We start from the raw sequence: 20,033 nt of genomic DNA on the forward strand, positions 1-20,033 counted from the left end.
CTCTGTCCGCACCTCAGCCTGTGCCTCTGTCCGCGCCTCAGCCCGCGTCGGGGGCGTGCAGCCGGCCGAGGAGCATCAGCACCAGCTCGTCGATGACCTCGTCGAGGGTGGCGTCGACCCAGCCGGCGCTCCAGTCGTGAAGGAGGCCGTTGATGCTGCCGATGAAGGCGGTCGCGGCGATCCGGTAGTCGCGGTCGGCGATCTCGCCGCGCGCGGCGGCGGCCGCCGCCTCCGCGCAGAGGAAGTCGACCCAGCGGGAGCGGCGGGTGAGGCGCTGGCGGTCCAGCCGGGGACTGACCCCGACGATCTCGACGAACGCGATCCGGATGCGGGCCCGGTCGGCGGTGATGGCGGCGGCGTAGGCGCGAAAGAGTCGGGCCGTGCGCTCGGCGAGGCCGAGGCCCTCGACGGACGGCAGCGCGGCGACGACGTCCCGCTCGGCGGTGTCGTTGACCTCCAGGTGCAGCTCGGCGAGCAGGTCCTCCAGGGTGCGGAACTCCTCGTAGAACTGGCGGGTGGAGAGCCCGGCGGCCTCGCTCAGCGCGGCGACCGTGGTGCCGCGGTAGCCGGGGCCGCGGCCGAACATCTCCAGCCCGGCGTCCAGGAACCGGCGGTGCCGCTCGGCGCGCCGGTCGGCCGCGGACCTGCCGCCGTACCGGCCGGTCGGACTCGCCCGCCTGCCCGCCACCTCGTCCCTCCCCGCCACCTCGTCTCTCCCCGCGACCTCGTCCCTCCCCGCCACCTCGTCCCTCCCCGTCACTCGGATCGCATTTTCCCTCATCTTGGGTCTTGTGTCGCACATCACCCTGCATTACTGTCCAGTAACCAAGTCGGAAGACGGCCGTTTTCACACTGGAGACCCCCACCCCGCTGGAGGACGCGATGCCTTCCCGACGTCTCCGAAGACGAACCGCACTGCTCGGCTGCGCCGTGCTCGCGGCGACCGCGATGTCCGGCGCGCCGCCCGCGCAGGCCCGGCCCGCCGGGGCGCCCGCCGGAGCCGCCGCGCTGCGCGACGTGATGGCCGTCGGCAACGGCCAGGGCGGCACCGTCAGCTTCATCGACACCGCGACCTACCGGAACCTCGGCTCCATCGACGTCGTCCCGGACCTGCAAGAGCGCCTGGACGCGATGAACATCGTCGAGCGGATCGGCTACGAGGCCGTCAACGCCGCGCAGGGATACCGCAAGCTCGTCGACGACATGGCCGTCTCCCCTGACGGCACGACCCTCTACATCTCACGCGGCGTGCTGTCGGACGCCGTCGCGTTCGACATCGCCACCAAGAAGATGCTGTGGCGGCACAAGACCGAGGGCTTCAAGGCCGACCACGCGGCGCTCTCGGCGGACGGGAAGCAGTTCGTCGTCTCGGCCACCACCGCGAGCAAGGCCGAGGTCATCGACACCGCCACCGGGAAGCTCCAGACCAGCTTCGCCACCGGCACCTACCCGCACGCGAACGACTACTCGCCCGACGGGACGGTCCTCTACAACTCCAGCATCGGCATCACCTCGCTGCCGAAGCTGCTGAACGGGCTGAAGGGTTCGAGGGCCGTGACGGCGGTGGACGCGCAGACGTTCAAGCCGCTGCGCACCTACACCTTCGAGTACGGGATCCGCCCTGCGGTGTTCACCCGCGACAACAGGACGATGTACGCGCAGCTGTCCTACCTCAACGGGTTCATCGAGTACGACCTGGCGGCCGGTAAGACCACCCGGACGGTGAACATGCCGTTCAGCGACAAGGCCGCGAAGATGAAGCCGGACGACTACCCGCAGAACTCCGCGCACCACGGCATGGCGATGAACGCCGACGAGACCAAGCTGTGCATGGCCGGGACGATCGACGACTACGTCTCCATCGTCTCCCGGCCCGGCCTGACCGCGGACGGGACCGTCCACTACCCCACCGACGCGCTGCCGTACTGGACGCAGACGAGCCCCAACGGCCACGACTGCTTCGTCTCGCTCGCCGAGGACGACCAGATCTCCGTCGTCGACTACCGCACCGCCAAGGAGGTCGCCCGCATCGACGTCGGCCGCTTCCCGCAGCGGGAGCGGGCCGCCAAGCTGACCCCGGCGGCCATCGCCGCCCTGGACCCCGCCAAGGGCTGACCCGCGCGGGCCCGCCATGGGCCCGCTCCGAGACCGGCCGCCGCGCGCCCCGCCGCCACCCACATCCCGGCGGGGCCGCGCGGCGGCCCATGATTGGGCGCGCGGGCGCGGGGAACCGCCATGCGGTGCCGACCGGAGGACTTCGAAGCCGGCTGCTGCCCTTCGCGGGGCGCCGCTACTGGGCGGAGCGGGCCAGGCTGACGGCCAAGGCCGTCGTCGCGGCCGTCGTCGCGTGGCTGATCGCGAAGTATCCGGTCGGGCACCCGCAGCCGTACTTCGCGCCGCTGGCCGCGCTGCTCGGCGTGTACCCGTCGGTCGTCCGGTCCGTCCGGGAGAGCGTGGCGTACGCCGCCGGGTTCGTGATCGGCGCCGGGCTCGCGATCCCGGTCGGGCTGCTGCTCGGCCCCACCACGCTCGGCATCGCGGCCGTGCTCGTCCTGGCGATGATGGCCTCGGGGTGGCGGCGGCTCGGCGACCAGTCGTCCCAGGTCGCGTTCACCGCGCTGTTCGCGCTGCTGCTCGGCGGCCACGAGGTCGTCGGCTACACCCTGCCGCGCCTGGGCGACGTCGCGCTCGGGCTGGCGGTCGGGCTGATTGTGAACGCGACGCTCTTCCCGCCGCTGTACCTGCGCCGCGCCGAGTACGCGGTGCGGGAGGTGCGGGACGCGCTCGCCGACGGGCTCGACGCCCTCGCCGGGGAGGTCGCCGAGGACGAGGGCGGCCGGGCGCGCTGGGACGAGCGCGAGACGCGGCTGTCCCGGGTCCAGGAGGAGGCGCGCTTCTCGCTGGAGCAGGGCGAGGAGACGCTGCGCGCCAACCCGCGCGCGAAGCTGCGCGGCTACCCGCTGCGCTGGCAGGGCCACCGCGACCGGTGGCCGGCGCCGCGCGAGCTGAACACGCTCGACCACACCGCCGCCTACGCCCGGTCGATCTCCGGGACGCTGCGCCAGCTCGACGGGGACGGCGAGGACACGGCGGAGCCGGCGCTCGGCCCGCGGTTCCGGCGCGCCTACGCCGACCTGCTGAGCGGCCTCGCCGGGATCGTCCGCGAGCTGCCGGAGACGCCGGCGGGGGAGGCGCTCGCCGCGACCGAGCGGACGCAGCTCCTGCTGGAGGAACCGCACCTCGGGCCGGGCACGGACGCCCCCGGCCTGTGGGATCCGCAGAAGGAGCTCCTGCGGCTGAGCCGACTGCTGCTGGACGGCCTGCGCGCACCGCCCTAGCGCCCGGCGGCTTGTCCGCAGAATTGTTGACAATTTGGGTGACAAGTTGGAGAGTACGGCCCATGAGTTCTTCCGCCTCTCCCGGCCCCCTGCTCGTCATCAGCGCCCACGCGGGCGACTTCGTCTGGCGCGCCGCCGGCGCGATCGCGCTGGCCGCGGCGCGCGGCGACCGCGCCGTCGTCGTGTGCCTCAGCTACGGCGAGCGCGGCGAGTCCGCCCGCGCGTGGCGCGAGGGCAGGCGGCTGGAGGAGATCAAGAAGCTGCGGCGGGACGAGGCCGAGGCCGCCGCGGCGGAACTGGGCGCCGAGATCGAGTTCCTGGACGCCGGCGACTACCCGCTCGTCGAGTCGCCGGAGCTGGTCGACCGCCTGGTCCGCCTCTACCGGGACGTCGAGCCGGCCGTCGTGCTGACCCACACCCTCGCCGACCCCTACAACGGCGACCACCCGGCGGCGGCGCGGATGGCGCTGCAGGCGCGCGTGCTCGCGCAGGCGATCGGCTACGACGCGCCGGGCGAGCCGCTCGGGGCGCCGCCGGTGTTCTTCTTCGAGCCGCACCAGCCGGAGCAGTGCGACTTCAAGCCGGACGTGCTGCTCGACATCACCCCCGTCTTCGACAAGAAGCGCAAGGCGATGGAGTGCCTGCCCGCGCAGGTCCACATGTGGGACTACTACACCGACCTCGCCAAGCGGCGCGGCGTCCAGCTGAAGCGCAACGCCGGCCCGAACCTCGGGCTGCCGCACGACACCCGCGCCGAGGCGTTCGTCCGGCTGTACCCGCAGACCACGACGGAGCTGGCATGAGGACCGTCGTCGTCACGGACCCGCCGCGCGCCGACGCCGCCGCGGTGGACGCCCTCGCCGGGTACGGCGTCGCGACCGTCCACGAGGCCATGGGCCGCACCGGCTACCTCGGCCCGTCGATCCGGCCGGTGCACCTCGGGTCGCGCGTCGCCGGGACGGCGGTGACGGTGCTGTCGTGGCCGGGCGACAACCTGATGATCCATGTCGCGGTGGAGCAGTGCCGCCCCGGCGACGTGCTGGTGGTCGCCACGACCTCGCCGTCCACCGACGGCATGTTCGGCGAGCTGTTCGCGACCGCGCTCCAGCACCGGGGCGTGCGCGGGCTCGTCATCGACGCGGGCGTGCGGGACGTCGCCGAACTGCACGCGATGGGCTTCCCGGTCTGGTCGGCGGCCGTCAGCGCGCAGGGCACGGTGAAGGCCACGCCCGGCGCGGTGAACGTGCCGGTCACCATCGGCGGGCAGGTCGTCCGGCCCGGCGACGTGCTGCTCGCCGACGACGACGGGGTCGTCCGCGTCGCGCGGGAGTCCGCCGCCGAGGCGGTGGAGGCCGCGCGGGCCCGCGAGGAGAAGGAGGCCGCGACCCGCGCCGCCTTCCAGCGGGGCGAACTCGGCCTCGACCGGTACGGGCTGCGGGCCCGGCTCGCCGGGATGGGCATCGAGTACGTCGACCACGCCGACTACATCGGGCGAGGGGACGCGTGAACGGCGTCCGCTGCATGATGATGCGGGGCGGGACGTCCAAGGGCGCCTACTTCCTCGCCGGGGACCTGCCGTCCGACCCGGCCGCGCGCGACGGCCTGCTGCTGCGGATCATGGGCACCCCCGACCCCCGGCAGATCGACGGGATCGGCGGCGCGCACCCGCTGACCAGCAAGGTCGCGATCGTGGCGCCGTCCACCGGCCCGGACGCCGACGTCGACTACCTGTTCCTCCAGCTCGGCGTCGAGGAGCCGGTGGTCTCCGACCGGCAGAACTGCGGCAACCTGCTCGCCGGCGTCGGCCCGTTCGCCGTCGAGCGCGGCCTCGTGCCGGCGGGCGGCGACCGGACGAGCGTCCGCGTCCGGATGGTGAACTCCGGCAGCGTCGCGACCGCGACGTTCCCGACGCCGGGCGGCGCCGTCGACTACGCCGGCGGCACCGCGATCTCCGGCGTGCCCGGCACGGCGGCGCGGATCGACCTCGACTTCGCCGGGACGGCGGGCTCGTCGTGCGGGGCGCTGCTGCCGACCGGTCGCGTCCGCGACGTGGTCGACGGCGTCGAGGTCACCTGCGTCGACAACGGGATGCCGGTCGTCGTGGCCGCCGCGTCCGACCTCGGCGTCACCGGCTACGAGACCGACCTGTCCCACCTGCGCGACCGGATCCAGTCGCTGCGGCTCGCGGCGGGCGGGCTGATGGGCCTCGGCGACGTCGCGGCGTCCTCGGTGCCGAAGACGACCCTCGTCGCGCCGCCCCGCGACGGCGGGATGATCTGCACCCGCACGTTCATCCCGCTGCGCATGCACGCCTCCATCGGCGTCCTCGGCGCCGTCACCGTCGCGACCGCACTGCTGCTGGACGGCGCGGTCGGCCGCGACCTCGCCGCGTTCCCGCCGCCGGGCGCCCCCCTGAGCATCGAGCACCCGACCGGCCGGCTGGACGTGGCGGTCGAGCTCGACGGCACGGCCGTCCGGCGCGCCGCCGTCGTCCGGACCGCGCGCAAACTCTTCGACGGAACCGTCTTCCCCCGGAGCTGCCCATGAGCGTTGAGCACGAGATCGCCCACGTCGCGCACGTCGAGCTGCTCACCCCCGAGCCCGACAGGAGCCTGTGGTTCTTCACCCGGGTCATGGGCCTCACCGAGGTCGGCGCCGAGGGCGACTCGGTGTACCTGCGGACCTGGGACGACTACGAGCACCACACCCTCAAGCTCACCGCGCACACCACGTCCGGCATCCGGCGGACCGGGCTGCGCGCGTCCTCCCGGGAGGCGCTCGACCGGCGCGTCCGGGCGATCGAGGACGCGGGGCTCGGCATCGGCTGGCGCGACGGCGACCCCGGCCTCGGTCCGACGTACGTCTTCCGCGATCCCGACGGGCACGAGCTGGAGATCTACTGGGAGTCGCAGTGGTACGAGGCGCCGCCCGAGCTGGCGCCGTCGCTGAAGAACCAGGCGCAGGCGTACCCGGCGATGGGCGTGTGCGTCCGCCGCCTCGACCACGTCAACTTCCTCGCCGCCGACGTCGAGCCCAGCACCGACTTCGTGCGGGACGTGCTCGGCGGGCACCCGACCGAGCAGATCCGGCTGGACGACGGCGCCATCGGCGCGCGGTGGCTGACCTTCACCAACAAGTCCTACGACCTCGTCTACACGCGGGACTGGACGCGCAGCAACGGCCGCCTGCACCACATCGCGTTCGCGACCGACACCCGCGAGGACATCCTCCGCGCCGCCGACATCTTCCTCGACAACGGCGTCTTCATCGAGACCGGGCCGCACAAGCACGCCATCCAGCAGACGTTCTTCCTCTACGTCTACGAGCCGGGCGGCAACCGCGTCGAGCTGTGCAACCCGTGCGCACGGCTCATCCTCGCGCCGGACTGGAAGACGATCACCTGGACCGAGGCCGAGCGCGCGAAGGGCCAGGCGTGGGGGCTGAAGACGATCGAGTCGTTCCACACCCACGGCACGCCGCCGGTGGACGTCAGCTAGCCAGGCGGCGCAGCAGGTCGCGGCTGGCGGCGGCCATCGCGGGCGGGACGTCCAGCTCCGCCAGCATCGCCGCCGCCGCCTCCATCTCGGCGGCGCGCCGGCCGGCGTGCTTGTGGGTGCCGCTGACCAGCCGGTCCACGGTGTGCTCGCCGGCGGCGGTCAGCTCCTCGACGATGTTCGCGCGGAGCCAGTCCTCGCAGCCGGCGGCCCGCGCGGCTTCGAGGGCCTCGACGACCGCCCCGGCGAGGCCCTTGAAGAACACGCTGCGCAGCAGCTTGCGCTCGGCGGCGAGCCCGGCGGGGCCGTCCATCACCTCGACGTCGGCGCCGAGCGGGCCGAGCAGGTCCGCGACCCGCGCCGCGCCCGCGCCGCTGACCAGCAGCGGGGTGCGCAGTCCGCGCCCCGGCACCGGCGCCATGATCGCCACGTCGGCGAACCGGACGCCGCGTTCCCGCGCGATCGCGTCGAGCTCCCGCTTGAGGCCGGGGGAGCCGGTGTTCAGGTCGGCCCAGACGGCGCCGCCGCCGACCGCCCCGGCGCCGGCCCTGAGCGCGGCGGCGGCGTCGTGCGCGCTGTTGACGCTCAGCACGAGATCGGCCCCGGCCGCGGCCTCCGCCTCGCTCCGGCAGGCCGCCATGCCGTCCGGCACGGGGACGGCCGGGTCGTGGCCCCGCACGGTCGCGCCGGCCGCGGCGAGGTCGCCCGCGATGGCGCCGCCCGCCTCGCCCAGCCCCAGTACGGCGATGATGGCCATGCCGCTCTCCTCCCTGCCGTGCCTGCCGTGCCTGCCGTGCCTGCCGTCCCTACCGTGCCCGTGCCTGACGTCCCTGCCGAGATGTCCCGCACCGGCTACCCTAGATCAGCGACAAAAATGGCGACAATCGGGGAGTGCCGGTGACCGACGTGGTGAACGGGATCCGCGAGGCGATCCTGAGCGGCCGGTTCGTGCCGAACCAGCGGCTGATCGAGGCGGACCTGTCCGAGGAGTTCGCCGCGAGCCGCGCCGGCGTCCGCGCGGCCCTCGCCGAGCTGGCCGGCGAGGGGCTCATCGAGCGCGTGCAGAACCGCGGCGCCCGCGTCCGCGCGGTGTCCCTCGCGGAGGCCGTCGAGATCTCCGAGGTCCGGATGGTGGTCGAGGGCCTGTGCGCCGCCAAGGCCGCCGCGCGGGCCACCGCGGCCGACGCCGCCGAGCTGCGGGAGATCGGGGAGGCGATGCGCGCCGCCGTGGCGTCCGGCGACGTGCTCGGCTACTCCCGGCTGAACGAGCGCCTGCACCGCCGCGTCCGCGAGATCAGCGGGCAGCGGACGGCGGCCGGCGTCCTGGAGCGGCTGCGGGCGCAGAACGTCCGGCACCAGTTCCGGCTGGCCATGCATCCGGGGCGGCCGCAGACCTCGCTGCCGCAGCACCTGGACATCATCGAGGCGATCGCCGCCGGCGACTCCGGCGCCGCCGAGCGCGCCGCCCGCGCCCACCTGCGCAGCGTCATCGAAACCCTCCCGGACGTCGAGCGCGGCGCCGGCCCCTGACCCGGAAAACCCCTCGCGCGCGTGCGCCCCCGGCCGTTACCGTCGCGGATGCCGCAGAGGACGATCTTGTCCCGCGGCGGTCGTCATCGAGCGAAAAGGAGGATCCCGATGACAACCACCGCCCTTGCTCTCGCCAAGGTCCGCAACATCGGGATCATGGCGCACATCGACGCCGGCAAGACGACGACCGCCGAGCGGATCCTGTTCTTCACCGGCGTCTCGCACCGGATCGGCGAGGTCCACGACGGCGCCGCCGCGCTCGACTACCTGAAGCAGGAGCGCGACCGCGGCATCACGATCACCTCGGCCGCGACGACCTGCCACTGGGACGGCCACACGGTCAACCTGATCGACACGCCGGGCCACGTCGACTTCACCATCGAGGTCGAGCGGTGCCTGCGCGTGCTCGACGGGGCCGTGGCCGTGTTCGACGGCGTCGCGGGCGTCGAGCCGCAGTCGGAGACGGTGTGGCGGCAGGCCGACCGGTACGGCGTGCCGCGCGTCTGCTTCGTCAACAAGCTCGACCGCGCGGGCGCGGGCTACCACCGGTGCGTCGACATGATCCGCGAACGGCTCGGGGCCGTCCCGCTGGTCGTGCAGCTGCCGATCGGGGCCGAGGCCGGGTTCGAGGGCGTCGTCGACCTCGTCGCCATGCGGGCGCACGTCTGGCCCGACGACCGGCACACGGTCGTGGACGTCCCGTCCGAGCTGGCCGAGGACGCGCTCCGCTGGCGGCGCGCGCTCATCGAGACGGTGGCCGAGCACGACGAGCAGGCCATGGCGCTGTACCTCGACGGCGCCGAGCCGTCCGAGGAGCAGCTCCACGCGGCGATCCGCCGGCTGACGGTCGCGTCGGCCGCGACGCCGGTGCTGTGCGGCAGCGCGTTCAAGAACAAGGGCGTCCAGCCCCTCCTGGACGCGGTCGTGCGGTACCTGCCGTCGCCGCTGGACGTCGCGCCGGTCTCCGGCGAGGCGCCGGCCTCGGACGAGGCGCCGCTGGCCGCGCTCGCGTTCAAGGTCGTGACCGACCGGCACCTGGGCCGGTTCACCTTCGTCCGGATCTACTCCGGGCGCCTGGAGTCGGGGGCCGCGGTGCTGAACGGCGCCAAGGCCCGCAAGGAGCGGATCGGCAAGATCTACCGCGTCCACGCGGACAAGCGGGTGGAGATCGGCGCGGCGGGCGCGGGCGACATCGTCGCCGTCATGGGCCTCAAGCAGACCGCCACCGGCGAGACGCTGTGCGACCCCGCGCATCCGGTGGTCCTGGAGTCCATGGACTTCCCGGCCCCGGTCATCGAGGTCGCGATCGAGCCGCGCTCCCGGGGCGAGGTGGAGAAGCTGGGCGCGGCCGTCCACCGGCTGTCGGAGGAGGACCCGTCCCTCCAGGTCCGCGACGAGGACGGGCAGACCGTCATCGGCGGCATGGGGGAGCTCCATCTGGAGGTCCTCGTCGACCGCCTGAAGGAGGAGTTCCATGTCGAGGCCAACGTGGGCCGCCCCCGCGTCGCCTACCGCGAGACGATCCGCCGGGCGGTCGCGCGGGTCGACCTGACGCACCGCAAGCAGACGGGAGGCAAGGGCCAGTACGCGAAGGTGCAGCTCGCCCTCGAACCCATCGAGGACGAGTACGAGTTCGTCAACCGGATCACCGGCGGGCGGATCCCGAAGGAGTTCGTCCCGTCCGTGGACGCGGGCTGCCAGGAGGCGCTGCGCGCCGGCGCCGTCGCGGGCTACGAGATGACGGGCGTGCGGGTCGTCCTCACCGACGGCGACTTCCACCCCGTCGACTCGTCCGAGCTCGCCTTCAAGATCGCCGGTTCGCTGGCGGTCCGGGAGGCGGTCCGGCGCGCGTCCCCGGTGCTGCTGGAACCCGTGATGACCGTCGAGGTCACCACGCCCGAGGAGTACCTGGGCGCGGTCATCGGCGACCTCAACGGCCGCCGGGGCCGGGTCGAGGGGACGGGTGAGCGCGGCGGCGCCCGGACCGTCCAGGCCCTCGTCCCGCTGGCGGAGATGTTCGGCTATGTCGGGCACCTGCGCGGCATGACGTCCGGCCGCGGCGTCTTCACCATGCGGTTCGCGGCGCACGCCGAGGTCCCGCCCGCGGCCGCCGCGAAGATCATCGCGGCGGGCTGAGCACACCGTCCGGCCCCGTCCCCGCCCGGGGGCGGGGCCGGACGCCCGTCACCGGCGGTGCCGCTCGTCACCGGCGGGGCCGCCCCTCGCCGGCGGGCCGCGCGCGGCGGCGATTCGCACTAGTCTCTGCCGGGACGGGACGCCCGGTCCCGCCGCGTGCGAGGAGGAGTCCGCAGTGTTCGAGTCCGTGCTCGTGGCGAACCGCGGTGAGATCGCGGGCCGGATCCTGCGCACCGCCCGCGCGATGGGCCTCAAGGCCATCGCCGTGTACTCCGAGGCCGACGCCGACCTGCCGTTCGTCGCCGAGGCGGACGAGGCCGTCCTCATCGGCCCCGCCGACCCCGCCCGCGGCTACCTCAACGCGGCCGCGATCCTGGAGGCCGCGCACCGCACCAACGCGCGGGCCGTCCACCCCGGCGACGGCGTCCTCGCCGAGAGCGCCTCGTTCGCCCGCCAGGTCGCCGGCCGCGGCATGGCCTGGGTCGGCCCGCCGCCGCTCGCCGTCGCCCGGATGGGCGACAAGATCAACTCTCGGAACCTGATGAAGGACGTCGGCGTCCCCGTCGCGCCCGGCGCGTGGGAGCCGGTCCCGGACGCCGGCACCGCCGCCGAGGAGGCCGCGCGCGTCGGCTACCCCGTGATGCTCAAGCCCGCCGCGGGCGACGGCGGCATCGGCCTGGCCGTCGCGCACGACGAGCGGTCCGTCCAGGCCGCGTACGCGACCGCCCGCGCCGCCGCCGACCGCGTCTTCGGGCACGGCGAGGTGCTGCTGGAGCGGTACGTGCCGGGGGCCCTGCACATCGAGGTGCAGATCCTCGGCCTCGCGGACGGCACCGTGCTCGCGCTCGGCGAGCGCGACTGCTCCGTCCAGCGCCACTTCCAGAAGATCGTCGAGGAGACCCCGTCGCCGGGCCTCACCCCCGCGCTGCGCGCCCGCATGCTGGCGGCCGCCGTCCGCGCGGGCGAGACCGTCGGCTACCGGGGCGCCGGCAGCATCGAGTTCCTCGTCGACCCCGCCGCGCAGGAGTGCTACTTCCTGGAGATGAGCACCCGCCTGCCGTCCGGGCACATCGTCACCGAGATGGTCACCGGCATCGACCTCGTCGAGCAGCAGTTCCGGATCGCCGCCGGCGAGCCCGTCTCGTTCACCGCCGCCGAACCGCGCGGCCACGCCATCGCGTTCCGCGTCCACGCCGAGGACCCGGACCGCTTCCTGCCCGGCTCCGGCGAGATCAAGGTGTGGGAGGAGCCCGTCGGCGACGGCATCCGCATCGACGCCGGCTACGCCGAGGGCAACACCGTCACCCCGTACTACCACCCGCTGATCGCGAAGCTGTCCGTGCACGGCGCCGACCGCGCCCACGCGCTCGCCCTCGCCCGGGCGGCCGTCGACGCCTTCCGCATCGAGGGGCCGCCGACGAACCTGCCGTTCCTGCGCGAGCTGCTCGACCGCCCCGAGTTCGCGGACGGGACCTACGACACCGGGACCGTCGCCCGCATGCGCGCCGGCGGCCCGGCATAGGCTGGGCCCCGTGTACTGCGACCGCTGCGGCGAGCCCGCCGCCGAGGGCGACCACGCCGCCTGCCGCGCCGCCCGCGAGATGGAACCGCCCCGCTACTGCGCGCACTGCCGCCGCCGCATGGTCGTCCAGGTGACCCCGCTCGGCTGGACGGCCCGCTGCGTCGCGCACGGCGAACTGCAGCCTCAGAGCGGCAGCGCGTAGGTCAGCAGGTCGACCCCCGGCACGGGCGACCAGTCCCGCTCGGGCGACCGGACGAACCCCATCCGCTCGTACATCCGCTGCGCGGCGGCCATGTTGCGCTGCGTCGACAGCCGCAGCCCCGTCAACCCGGCCTCGCGCGCCCGCTCGACGCACGCCCGCACCAGGGCGCGCCCCACGCCCGTCCGGCGCGCCGCCTCCCGGACGGCGAGCATCCGGAACTCGGCCTCACCGGGCCCGGCCAGCTCCGCGTACGGACTCCCGGGCGGGCAGTACGCCACCGCCCCGGCGATCTCGCCCCCGACCTCGGCGACGAGCAGCTCCGACTTGGCGGCCCGGTCGCCCGCGTCCCGCAGCGTCCGCACGTACGACGACTCGGGCGACACCAGCCCGCCGTGCACGTAGACCTCCACGGTCAGCTCCCCGACGAGGCCGTACTCCTCCGGCCGCGCCGGTCGCACGACGACCTGTCCGGCGTCCTCCATGAGCATCCGCGTCCCCCCAACTGCCACCACGACCGACAAATGTGCCGAACCAGGGTATTCGCCACGCACAGCGGTGTCCGGCCGGGCTTGACGGCGCCGCGCCCGCGCCTGTTGATTGACGGGGAGCCAATAACGCCCTGGAGGACTGATGCCGGTTCCCCGCTCCATCCTCGGCACGCAGGACGTCACCGACCTGGACCTGGAGGTCGTCGCCGGGACCTGGCCGGACGACGTGCGCGGCCACTACGTCGTCAGCACCTCCGACCAGCGCACCCGGCCCCGGCACGCGTTCTTCGGCGACGGGATCATCGCGCGGATGCCGCTGCGGCCGGGACCGGGCGGCCGGTTCCCCTGGCGGGCCCGCGTCATCGGCACACCGTCGGTCCGGCTGCGCCGGAGGCGGCCCGACCTGTTCACCGCCGGCCCGGTCGGCACCGACTCGCCGTGGGGGTTCGTCAACGCCGCCAACACCGCGCCGCTGCCGTGGGGCGACCGGCTGTTCGCCACCTGGGACGCCGGGCGCCCGGTCGAGGTCGACCCGGTCACGCTGGAGTTCGTCGCCGAGGTCGGGCACCGCGACGACTGGCGGCCCGCGATGGACCACGCCGTCCTGCCGCTCGTCGCCACCACCGCGCACCCCGTCGTCGACCCCGAGCGCGGCTGCCTGTGGAGCGTGAGCCGCGACGTGCTGTCCGGCGCCGTCTCGGTGATCCGCTACGACGGGACGGGCACCCGCGTCCGGCGCTGGGAGGTCGAGGGCGCGGCACTGCCGCAGGCCACGCACACCATCACCCAGACCCGCGACTGGCTGGTGCTGGCCGACACCGCGTTCAAGCTGGAGGTCGACGAGGTCTTCGGCGGGGAGCGGACCGCGCCCAACAACCCGGACGGTCCCGTCCTGCTGATCCGCAAGGACGACCTCACGCCGGGATCGGCGACCGTCCCCTGCGCGCAGTTCCGCCTCGCACCCGAGGTCAACCACTTCTACGCCCGCTACGACGACTCCGACGGCGTCCAGGTCGTCATGGAGCACGGCGAGGGCGTCGACATCGGCATGTACCTGCGCGAGGACGACATCGACGTCCACGGCCGCCCGATCGACCCCGCCCTGCGCGGCATGTACTGCCACGGCATGGCACCCGCGCTCACCACCGTCATGCAGTTCGACCCGGAGACCGGCCGGGTCCTGGAGCGCGCCCGCGCCCGCGACCCCGAGCGCTGGTGGCAGGCGGAGCTGTCCGCGATCGACTGGAGCTTCGAGGGGCAGTGCGCCCCGACCCGGCACCACCTCATCTACCTCGGGTTCCACCCGGAGGCGGTCAACCGGCGCGCCATGCGCAACTACGCGGGCCGGATCGACCCGTCACTGTTCCCGCCCGAGGAGACCCCGGCCGTCCTGGTGAGCCACGACCGGGAGGACCTCAAGGCCCTGTCGGAATGGACGTTCGCGCTGGACGACTACCCGACGTCGCCGTCCTTCGTCCCGCGCGGGCACGGCGGCAGCCGCTACGCGGGCGCGGCCCCCGGCGGGCACGAGGGGTACCTGGTCGTGGCCGTCCACAACGACGACCGGTTCCGCGTCGAGCTGTTCGACGCCGCCGACGTCGGGCGCGGCCCCGTCGCCGTCCTGGCGCCGCCGCGCGGGACGACGGTGCCGTTCCTGATCCACTCGGCGTGGATGCCGGAGGCCGTCCCGGCGCCCGAGGCCGAACGCCTCCGCTTCGCCGACGACCTCGACGAGCGCCTCGACCGGCTCGACCCGGACCTGGCGGCGACCGCGCGCGAGGTCGCCGCCGAGCTGGACGGACGCTAGGACAGGTCGCGGCAGGAGGACTCGTCGGGTAGGAGGGGGCGCAGGCGGACCGAGTAGGTCCTGCCCCCGCTGCGCCAGGCCGTGCCGGGCTTCGCCTCCGGGACCTTCGCGGACGGGGCGAGCGTGCAGACGGCACCGGCCACCGGCAGGCCGTCGCCGAGCGGTTCCAGCGGCCAGGCCCTCACGGTGCCGGTGCCGGCCGCCTCGCCGGCGAGGACGGCCGTCCTCGCGGGCCGGTACGGCGCCGGCTTCGCGGCCTGGTCGGACGCGGACCAGCCGGTCGGGTCGAGCCGCTTCAGGAACCGGGCCTGCGCGCCCGCCTGCGACTCCGGCTGGATGATGCGGGTCGTCGCGCCGCCCATGGTCACGACCGTGGTGATCGCGTCGGCGATGCGGTCGGAGCCGACCGTGTGCGAGCGGTCGAGACCCGCCGCACGCGCCTCGTCCAGGAGGCGGCGCAGCGCGTCCGGTGTCAGGCGGTACTCGGTCAGCCCGCCCCGGGCGGCGGCGACCGCGCGGCCCGTCGAGTAGAGCGAGAAGTCGGGGACGCTGCCGGGGCCGCCGATGCCGGCGATGCCTCCGGTCTGGCGCCGGCGCAGCACGAGCTTCTCGCCGGCGGGGGTGTCCTTGGCGGGAGACGAGGTCGGGGACGTGGTGGGCGCCGGAGGCCCGGCATCGCCGGCCCCTTCGCCGCAGGCGGCCGCCGCGCAGGCGGTCAGCGCCGCGCAGGCGAGAGCCGGCACCCAGCGGGAACGTGTGTACGGACCGGCCATGGAGCTTGGACGCGCCCGTGCCGCCCGAGGTTCCGTCCGTTACAAAAACGGCCGCCGAAGACTGTGGGATCCGGCGGGCGCCCCCGTCGCGGGCCCGCGCTAGTGTGCCGCCTTGTGAGTGTGCTCGTTGTGACCGGGACCTGTACCGGCGTGGGCAAGACGGTCGTCACCGCGGCGCTGGCCGCGGTCGCCGCCGCTCGCGGCGCGTCGGTCGCCGTCGTCAAGCCCGGCCAGACCGGGGCGGACGGCGCCGGGCCCGGCGACCTCGACGACGTGCGCCGGCTCGCCGCACTCGACGACGTGCACGAGTTCGCGCGCTTCCCCGACCCGCTGTCCCCGGCCGCCGCGGCCCGCGCCGCCGGGCTGCCGCCGGTGCGGCTGGCGGAGGCCGCCGAGCGCGTCGGGGACCTCGCCGCCACCCGCCGGCTGGTGCTGGTGGAGGGCGCGGGCGGGCTCCTCGTCCGCTACGACGAGGAGGGCACCACGATCGCCGACCTGGCGCGCTGGCTCGGCGCCGCCGTCGTCGTCGTGGCCCGGCCCGGCCTCGGCACGCTCAACCACACCGCGCTCACGCTGGAGGCGATGGCGCACCGCGGGGTGCAGCTCGCCGGCGTCGTGATCGGCGCCTGGCCGGACGACCCCGACCTCGCGATGCGCAGCAACGTCCGCGACCTGGAGACCATCGCCGCCCGCCCGCTGTCCGGCGCGCTGCCCGCGGGCGCGGGCGCCCTGGACCCGGCGGAGTTCCTGGTGGCCGCGCACCGCGGCCTCGCCCCCTCGTTCGGCGGCGGCTTCGACGCCGCCGCCTTCCGCGACAGCTTCGGTCTCGACAAGGAGAGCACGTGACGGACATCCTCGACACCGCCCGCCGCCAGGTCCTGGACGAGGGCCGGGGCCTGACCGAACAGCAGGTCCTGGACGTCCTGGCCCTGCCCGAAGACCGGCTGGAGGACCTCCTCGCGCTCGCGCACGAGGTCCGGGTGCGCTGGTGCGGCCCGGAGGTCGAGGTCGAGGGCATCGTGTCGCTGAAGACCGGCGGCTGCCCCGAGGACTGCCACTTCTGCTCCCAGTCCGGCAAGTTCGAGTCGCCGGTGCGGTCGGTGTGGCTGAACATCCCCGAACTCGTCGAGGCCGCCCGGGAGACCGCGAAGACCGGCGCCACCGAGTTCTGCATCGTCGCCGCCGTGCGCGGCCCGGACGAGCGGCTGATGTCGCAGGTCCGCGAGGGCGTCAAGGCCATCAACGACGCCGTCGAGATCAATATCGCCTGCTCGCTCGGCATGCTCACCCAGGAGCAGGTGGACGAGCTGGCCGCGATGGGCGTCCACCGCTACAACCACAACCTGGAGACGGCCCGCTCCCACTTCCCGAACGTGGTCACCACCCACTCGTGGGAGGAGCGCTGGGACACCCTCCGCATGGTGAAGGACGCCGGCATGGAGGTGTGCTGCGGCGGCATCGTCGGCATGGGCGAGACCGTCGGGCAGCGCGCCGAGTTCGCCGCCCAGCTCGCCGAGCTGGAGCCCGACGAGGTCCCGCTGAACTTCCTGGCGCCCCGCCCCGGCACGCCGTTCGCCGACCTCCCGCTGGTCGAGGGCACCGAGGCCCTCACGACCATCGCCGCGTTCCGGCTGGCCCTGCCCCGCACCATCCTGCGCTACGCCGGCGGCCGCGAGCTCACCCTCGGCGACCTCGGCACCCGCGACGGCATGCTCGGCGGCATCAACGCCATCATCGTCGGCAACTACCTGACCACCCTCGGCCGCCCGGCGCAGAAGGACCTGGACCTCCTCACCGACCTCCAGATGCCCATCAAGGCCCTCAGCCAGACCCTGTAGGGACTCACCCCGCGTAACAGCCCATGCGAGCCATGGTCACGCGTCCCAGGGCTTCCACTCGGTGGTGCCGATTTCGATGTCGAACGGGTCGGGAAGGCGGATCGTCTCGCCGAACGCCCAGGACTCCTGGTGTAGGTAGGCGCCCAGTGCGTGGTCCGGAATGGAGTAGAGGATGGACCGCGCGACCTTCGGAGAGCGGTCCACCAGAAGGTAGTAGGGGATCTCGGCTCTGGCGTAGCCGTTCCATTTGTTCTTGCCGCGGCCCCGTCCTGTGCGCTCCTGATCGTTCTCGGCATTGCTGTACGAAGTGACCTCCACGACCAGTTCGACCTGGTCGGGGACCAGTGTGCGCACCTGGGAGCGGCGCGCGGCAAGGTACACCTCTTCGTCTAGGATCATCAGGTCGGGGACGAACCCGTCACCCACCCCGACGAGGGACAGCCCGCTTCCCTGGTCGGTCTTCCAGCCGAAGTCGGACCGGAGCACGTGGGCGCGGACCGTCGCGTAGTTGATGTCCCCGGCGATGGCGTTGTGCGGGAGCCCTGGGGGCGGGGACACGACGACCTCTCCTCCGATGATCTCGATCCGGGATCCTTCGGGGGCATCGACGTGCTCGTCAAGTTCGCCGCGCACCCACAGGTTGTAGGGCGTATCCGGCAACCTTGCCACTTCTTCCTTTGACAGAACTTTCACGTTCCGTGACTCCCCTCTCACGATCTGCTCCAGTCATCGTAGAGAAGTGATGTACCCAGCGTAGTCAAAAGCTTCGAACTTGTGGTCGAAGTCCGAACTCCCCCGGGCGGCGGCGGGGTGGTCGGGTCAGCGGCTGAGGCGGGTGATGAACTTGTAGCGGTCGCCCCGGTAGAGGGACTGGGCCCATTCGACCGGCTGGCCCGTCGTGTCGAAGGCGTGGCGGGACAGCAGGAGCATGGGGAGGCCGACGTCGACGCCGAGGAGCTGGGCGTCGTGGGGGGTGGCGAGGACGGTCTCGATCGTCTCCTCCGCCTCGGTCAGGTGGACGTCGTAGGCGGTCGCGAGGGTCTCGTAGAGGGAGTGGTGGCGCGACAGCTCGCGGCGCAGGCCGGGGAAGCGGCGGGCCGGGAGGTGCGAGGTGTCGATCGACATCGGCTCGCCGTCGGCCAGGCGGAGGCGGTGGACGCGCAGGACGCGGCCGCCGGGGCGGATGCACAGCAGGGACGCCAGGCTCTCGTCGGCGCTGACGTAGCCGGCCTCCAGGATGCGGGTCTCGGGGCGCAGCCCGTGGTGCCGCATGTCCTCGGTGTAGCTGACGAGTTGGAGCTCCTGCGCGACCTTCGGCTTGGCGACGAAGGTGCCCTTGCCCTGGATGCGCTGGAGCCGGCCCTCGACCACGAGTTCGGCGAGGGCCTGCCGGACGGTGGTGCGGGACGTCTCGTACTTCTCGGCGAGGGTGCGCTCAGGGGGCAGCGGGCTGCCGGCCGGGAGCGACTGGATCAGCTCGACCAGCAGCTCTTTGAGCTTGTAGTACTTCGGGATCCGCGGCGCCTGGTTCGGATGCCGCTGGCCGATGCCGGCGAGCGAGGCACGGTCGAAGCCGTGCTCGAACCCGCCCCCGTGCCGGGGCCCGCCCCTGACCTCCGTCACGGCATCTCCTCACGTTCATCACGGGTTTTCCCCGATGTTATGCGTGAAGACTACGGCCGGTAGAAGACGCGACATCAGCCAGGGCCGCACCGAGGCGTGTGAGGTCCGACTCGTCCAGGGTGGCGCGGGCGGTCAGGCGCAGGCACGCGCGGCCCTTCGGGACCGACGGCGGGCGGAAGCAGCCGGCGCGGAGCCCATGCTCAGCGCAGATCTCGGCGGCCCGGAGCGCGGCGTGCGGCTCGCCGAGGAAGACGGGGACGACGGCGGCGGCCGGCGCGGCGGTCTCCAGGCCGGAACCGGCCGCGAGGTTTGCGATCCGGCGGGCCCGGTCGCGGGCGCGGGCGGGCAGGCCGGGGTCGGATTCCAGCACGTCCAGGGCGGCGAGGGCGGCGCCGGCGGCGGGCGGATTCAGGCCGCTGTCGAAGATGAACGACCGGCCCGTGTCGACCAGCGTCTCGATCACCTCGGGCGCGCCGAGGACGGCGCCGCCCTGGGACGCGAGCGACTTCGACAGCGTGAGGGTGAGGACGACGTCGGGCTCGCCCGCGAGGCCGGCGGCGTGCGCGGCGCCCCGGCCGCCGGCGCCGACGACGCCGAGCGCGTGCGCCTCGTCGACCACCAGCAGCGCGCCGTGCGCGCGGGCGGCGGCGTGCAGCGCCCCCAGCGGCGCGAGGTCGCCGTCCACGGAGAACACCGCGTCGGTGACCACGAGCGCGTCGTCCTCCTCGCGCTCGGAGAGGGCCCGCTCGACGGCGGCGGCGTCCCGGTGCGGAACGATCGCGACGCGGGCCCGCGACAGCCGGCACGCGTCCACGATCGAAGCGTGGTTCACCTGGTCGGACACGACGAGCGTGCCGGGCCCGGCGAGGGCGGTGACGGCGCCGAGGTTGGCGAGGAAGCCGGAGGAGAACACCAGGCCGGCGGCGCTGCCGGTGAACGCGGCGAGCCGCCGGTCCAGCTCGGCGTGCAGCGCGGTCGTCCCGGTGACCAGCCGGGACCCGGTGGAGCCGGTGCCCCACGCGCGGGCCGCGGCGCAGGCGCCCTCGACCAGCCGGGGGTCGCCGGCGAGCCCGAGGTAGTCGTTGGACGCCAGGTCGGTCGGCCCGTCGGCAGGCCCGGCCGGGCGGGGGCGCAGCGTCCGCCGCAGCCCCGCGTCGGCACGGCGCGCGGCGGCGTCCCGGAGCCTGGCCAGGGGGTCTCGTACCGCGGTCATGCGGGGAATCCTGCCAGGTCGCGCGGGGGCCGGGGCAACCGCCCGGGCACCAAGAACGATGGGCGATGA

At 74.0% G+C, this 20,033-nt stretch carries 20 protein-coding genes; 13 read left to right on the top strand and 7 right to left on the bottom strand.

The genetic code is table 11. From position 1 onward, the window contains the following. Nucleotides 1-37: 37 nt before the first annotated feature. Complete coding sequence (locus HUT06_RS10895; RefSeq protein ID WP_254715107.1) at nucleotides 38-742, bottom strand: TetR/AcrR family transcriptional regulator; 705 nt, start codon at nucleotides 740-742, stop codon at nucleotides 38-40. A 140-nt stretch (nucleotides 743-882) separates the two neighbouring features. On the opposite strand from HUT06_RS10895, the gene HUT06_RS10900 reads away from it, so the two are divergent. The 6 genes from HUT06_RS10900 (at nucleotide 883) to HUT06_RS10925 (ending at nucleotide 6,835) form a co-directional block, all read left to right on the top strand. Further along, nucleotides 883-2,115, top strand: a complete 1,233-nt coding sequence (locus HUT06_RS10900; RefSeq protein ID WP_176195614.1) for a YncE family protein — start codon at nucleotides 883-885, stop codon at nucleotides 2,113-2,115. Nucleotides 2,116-2,240: 125 nt separating this feature from the next. Beyond that, on the top strand, nucleotides 2,241-3,338 hold the full coding sequence (locus tag HUT06_RS10905) for an aromatic acid exporter family protein (protein ID WP_176195615.1): 1,098 nt from the start codon (nucleotides 2,241-2,243) through the stop codon (nucleotides 3,336-3,338). A gap of 62 nt (nucleotides 3,339-3,400) precedes the next feature. Next, nucleotides 3,401-4,141: a PIG-L deacetylase family protein gene (locus tag HUT06_RS10910; protein WP_176195616.1), complete on the top strand. Its 741-nt coding sequence runs from the start codon at nucleotides 3,401-3,403 to the stop codon at nucleotides 4,139-4,141. After that, a complete protein-coding gene (locus HUT06_RS10915) occupies nucleotides 4,138-4,845 on the top strand; it encodes a 4-carboxy-4-hydroxy-2-oxoadipate aldolase/oxaloacetate decarboxylase (RefSeq protein ID WP_176195617.1) in 708 nt (235 codons plus the stop codon). Before HUT06_RS10910 ends, HUT06_RS10915 begins: the two co-directional genes overlap by 4 nt. Continuing rightward, nucleotides 4,842-5,885, top strand: coding sequence for a 4-oxalomesaconate tautomerase (locus HUT06_RS10920; RefSeq protein WP_217711278.1), 1,044 nt, complete (start codon nucleotides 4,842-4,844; stop codon nucleotides 5,883-5,885). The genes HUT06_RS10915 and HUT06_RS10920 overlap by 4 nt, the downstream gene beginning before the upstream one ends. Beyond that, on the top strand, nucleotides 5,882-6,835 hold the full coding sequence (locus HUT06_RS10925) for a catechol 2,3-dioxygenase (protein ID WP_176195618.1): 954 nt from the start codon (nucleotides 5,882-5,884) through the stop codon (nucleotides 6,833-6,835). Before HUT06_RS10920 ends, HUT06_RS10925 begins: the two co-directional genes overlap by 4 nt. Here HUT06_RS10925 and HUT06_RS10930 read toward each other — a convergent pair. After that, entirely contained in the window at nucleotides 6,828-7,589 is a 762-nt protein-coding gene (locus HUT06_RS10930) for an NAD(P)-dependent oxidoreductase (protein WP_176195619.1), read from the bottom strand. The genes HUT06_RS10925 and HUT06_RS10930 overlap by 8 nt on opposite strands. A 140-nt stretch (nucleotides 7,590-7,729) precedes the next feature. Between HUT06_RS10930 and HUT06_RS10935 the strand changes: the two genes are divergently transcribed. The 4 genes from HUT06_RS10935 to HUT06_RS10950 all read left to right on the top strand — a co-directional run bounded on the left by HUT06_RS10935 (nucleotide 7,730) and on the right by HUT06_RS10950 (nucleotide 12,222). Further along, complete coding sequence (locus tag HUT06_RS10935; RefSeq protein ID WP_254715108.1) at nucleotides 7,730-8,362, top strand: GntR family transcriptional regulator; 633 nt, start codon at nucleotides 7,730-7,732, stop codon at nucleotides 8,360-8,362. A 108-nt stretch (nucleotides 8,363-8,470) separates the two neighbouring features. Further along, the gene (fusA, locus tag HUT06_RS10940) at nucleotides 8,471-10,498 is read left to right on the top strand and encodes an elongation factor G (RefSeq protein WP_176195620.1); all 2,028 of its coding nucleotides are present in this window, start codon (nucleotides 8,471-8,473) and stop codon (nucleotides 10,496-10,498) included. A gap of 175 nt (nucleotides 10,499-10,673) precedes the next feature. Continuing rightward, nucleotides 10,674-12,020: an acetyl/propionyl/methylcrotonyl-CoA carboxylase subunit alpha gene (locus tag HUT06_RS10945; RefSeq protein WP_176195621.1), complete on the top strand. Its 1,347-nt coding sequence runs from the start codon at nucleotides 10,674-10,676 to the stop codon at nucleotides 12,018-12,020. Nucleotides 12,021-12,030: 10 nt separating this feature from the next. Next, nucleotides 12,031-12,222 carry a hypothetical protein gene (locus tag HUT06_RS10950; RefSeq protein WP_254715109.1) on the top strand — a complete coding sequence of 64 codons (192 nt, stop codon included), beginning with the start codon at nucleotides 12,031-12,033 and terminating at the stop codon, nucleotides 12,220-12,222. Here the strand turns inward: HUT06_RS10950 and HUT06_RS10955 are convergent. Further along, nucleotides 12,204-12,734, bottom strand: coding sequence for a GNAT family N-acetyltransferase (locus HUT06_RS10955; protein ID WP_254715110.1), 531 nt, complete (start codon nucleotides 12,732-12,734; stop codon nucleotides 12,204-12,206). The two genes, HUT06_RS10950 and HUT06_RS10955, sit on opposite strands and share 19 nt — an antisense overlap. A 118-nt stretch (nucleotides 12,735-12,852) precedes the next feature. On the opposite strand from HUT06_RS10955, the gene HUT06_RS10960 reads away from it, so the two are divergent. Continuing rightward, nucleotides 12,853-14,517, top strand: a complete 1,665-nt coding sequence (locus tag HUT06_RS10960; protein ID WP_176195622.1) for a carotenoid oxygenase family protein — start codon at nucleotides 12,853-12,855, stop codon at nucleotides 14,515-14,517. Here HUT06_RS10960 and HUT06_RS10965 read toward each other — a convergent pair. After that, nucleotides 14,514-15,260 carry a hypothetical protein gene (locus HUT06_RS10965; protein WP_176195623.1) on the bottom strand — a complete coding sequence of 249 codons (747 nt, stop codon included), beginning with the start codon at nucleotides 15,258-15,260 and terminating at the stop codon, nucleotides 14,514-14,516. The two genes, HUT06_RS10960 and HUT06_RS10965, sit on opposite strands and share 4 nt — an antisense overlap. Nucleotides 15,261-15,404: 144 nt before the next feature. Here HUT06_RS10965 and bioD point away from each other — a divergent pair, with 144 nt between their 5' ends. Both bioD and bioB read left to right on the top strand, forming a co-directional pair. Next, on the top strand, nucleotides 15,405-16,136 hold the full coding sequence (bioD, locus tag HUT06_RS10970) for a dethiobiotin synthase (protein ID WP_176195624.1): 732 nt from the start codon (nucleotides 15,405-15,407) through the stop codon (nucleotides 16,134-16,136). Further along, a complete protein-coding gene (bioB, locus tag HUT06_RS10975) occupies nucleotides 16,133-17,128 on the top strand; it encodes a biotin synthase BioB (RefSeq protein ID WP_176195625.1) in 996 nt (331 codons plus the stop codon). The genes bioD and bioB overlap by 4 nt, the downstream gene beginning before the upstream one ends. Before the next feature lie 36 nt (nucleotides 17,129-17,164). Here bioB and HUT06_RS10980 read toward each other — a convergent pair whose 3' ends face one another. The 3 genes from HUT06_RS10980 to HUT06_RS10990 all read right to left on the bottom strand — a co-directional run bounded on the left by HUT06_RS10980 (nucleotide 17,165) and on the right by HUT06_RS10990 (nucleotide 19,964). Beyond that, the gene (locus tag HUT06_RS10980) at nucleotides 17,165-17,761 is read right to left on the bottom strand and encodes a Uma2 family endonuclease (protein ID WP_176195626.1); all 597 of its coding nucleotides are present in this window, start codon (nucleotides 17,759-17,761) and stop codon (nucleotides 17,165-17,167) included. A gap of 186 nt (nucleotides 17,762-17,947) precedes the next feature. After that, a complete protein-coding gene (locus HUT06_RS10985) occupies nucleotides 17,948-18,676 on the bottom strand; it encodes a GntR family transcriptional regulator (protein WP_254715742.1) in 729 nt (242 codons plus the stop codon). Nucleotides 18,677-18,788: 112 nt separating this feature from the next. After that, the gene (locus HUT06_RS10990; protein WP_176195628.1) at nucleotides 18,789-19,964 is read right to left on the bottom strand and encodes an 8-amino-7-oxononanoate synthase; all 1,176 of its coding nucleotides are present in this window, start codon (nucleotides 19,962-19,964) and stop codon (nucleotides 18,789-18,791) included. Between the last annotated feature and the right edge of the window lie 69 nt (nucleotides 19,965-20,033).

Source organism: Actinomadura sp. NAK00032 (genome assembly GCF_013364275.1).
In the GTDB taxonomy this organism is placed as follows: domain Bacteria; phylum Actinomycetota; class Actinomycetes; order Streptosporangiales; family Streptosporangiaceae; genus Spirillospora.

What these genes read in the sequence shown, in the direction of transcription:
- HUT06_RS10900 (WP_176195614.1), top strand. Translation starts at nt 883, where the DNA reads ATGCCTTCCCGACGTCTCCGAAGACGAACCGCACTGCTCGGCTGCGCC.
- HUT06_RS10910 (WP_176195616.1), top strand. Translation starts at nt 3,401, where the DNA reads ATGAGTTCTTCCGCCTCTCCCGGCCCCCTGCTCGTCATCAGCGCCCAC.
- HUT06_RS10960 (WP_176195622.1), top strand. Translation starts at nt 12,853, where the DNA reads ATGCCGGTTCCCCGCTCCATCCTCGGCACGCAGGACGTCACCGACCTG.
- HUT06_RS10990 (WP_176195628.1), bottom strand. Translation starts at nt 19,964, where the DNA reads ATGACCGCGGTACGAGACCCCCTGGCCAGGCTCCGGGACGCCGCCGCG.
- HUT06_RS10915 (WP_176195617.1), top strand. Translation starts at nt 4,138, where the DNA reads ATGAGGACCGTCGTCGTCACGGACCCGCCGCGCGCCGACGCCGCCGCG.
- fusA (WP_176195620.1), top strand. Translation starts at nt 8,471, where the DNA reads ATGACAACCACCGCCCTTGCTCTCGCCAAGGTCCGCAACATCGGGATC.
- HUT06_RS10930 (WP_176195619.1), bottom strand. Translation starts at nt 7,589, where the DNA reads ATGGCCATCATCGCCGTACTGGGGCTGGGCGAGGCGGGCGGCGCCATC.
- HUT06_RS10925 (WP_176195618.1), top strand. Translation starts at nt 5,882, where the DNA reads ATGAGCGTTGAGCACGAGATCGCCCACGTCGCGCACGTCGAGCTGCTC.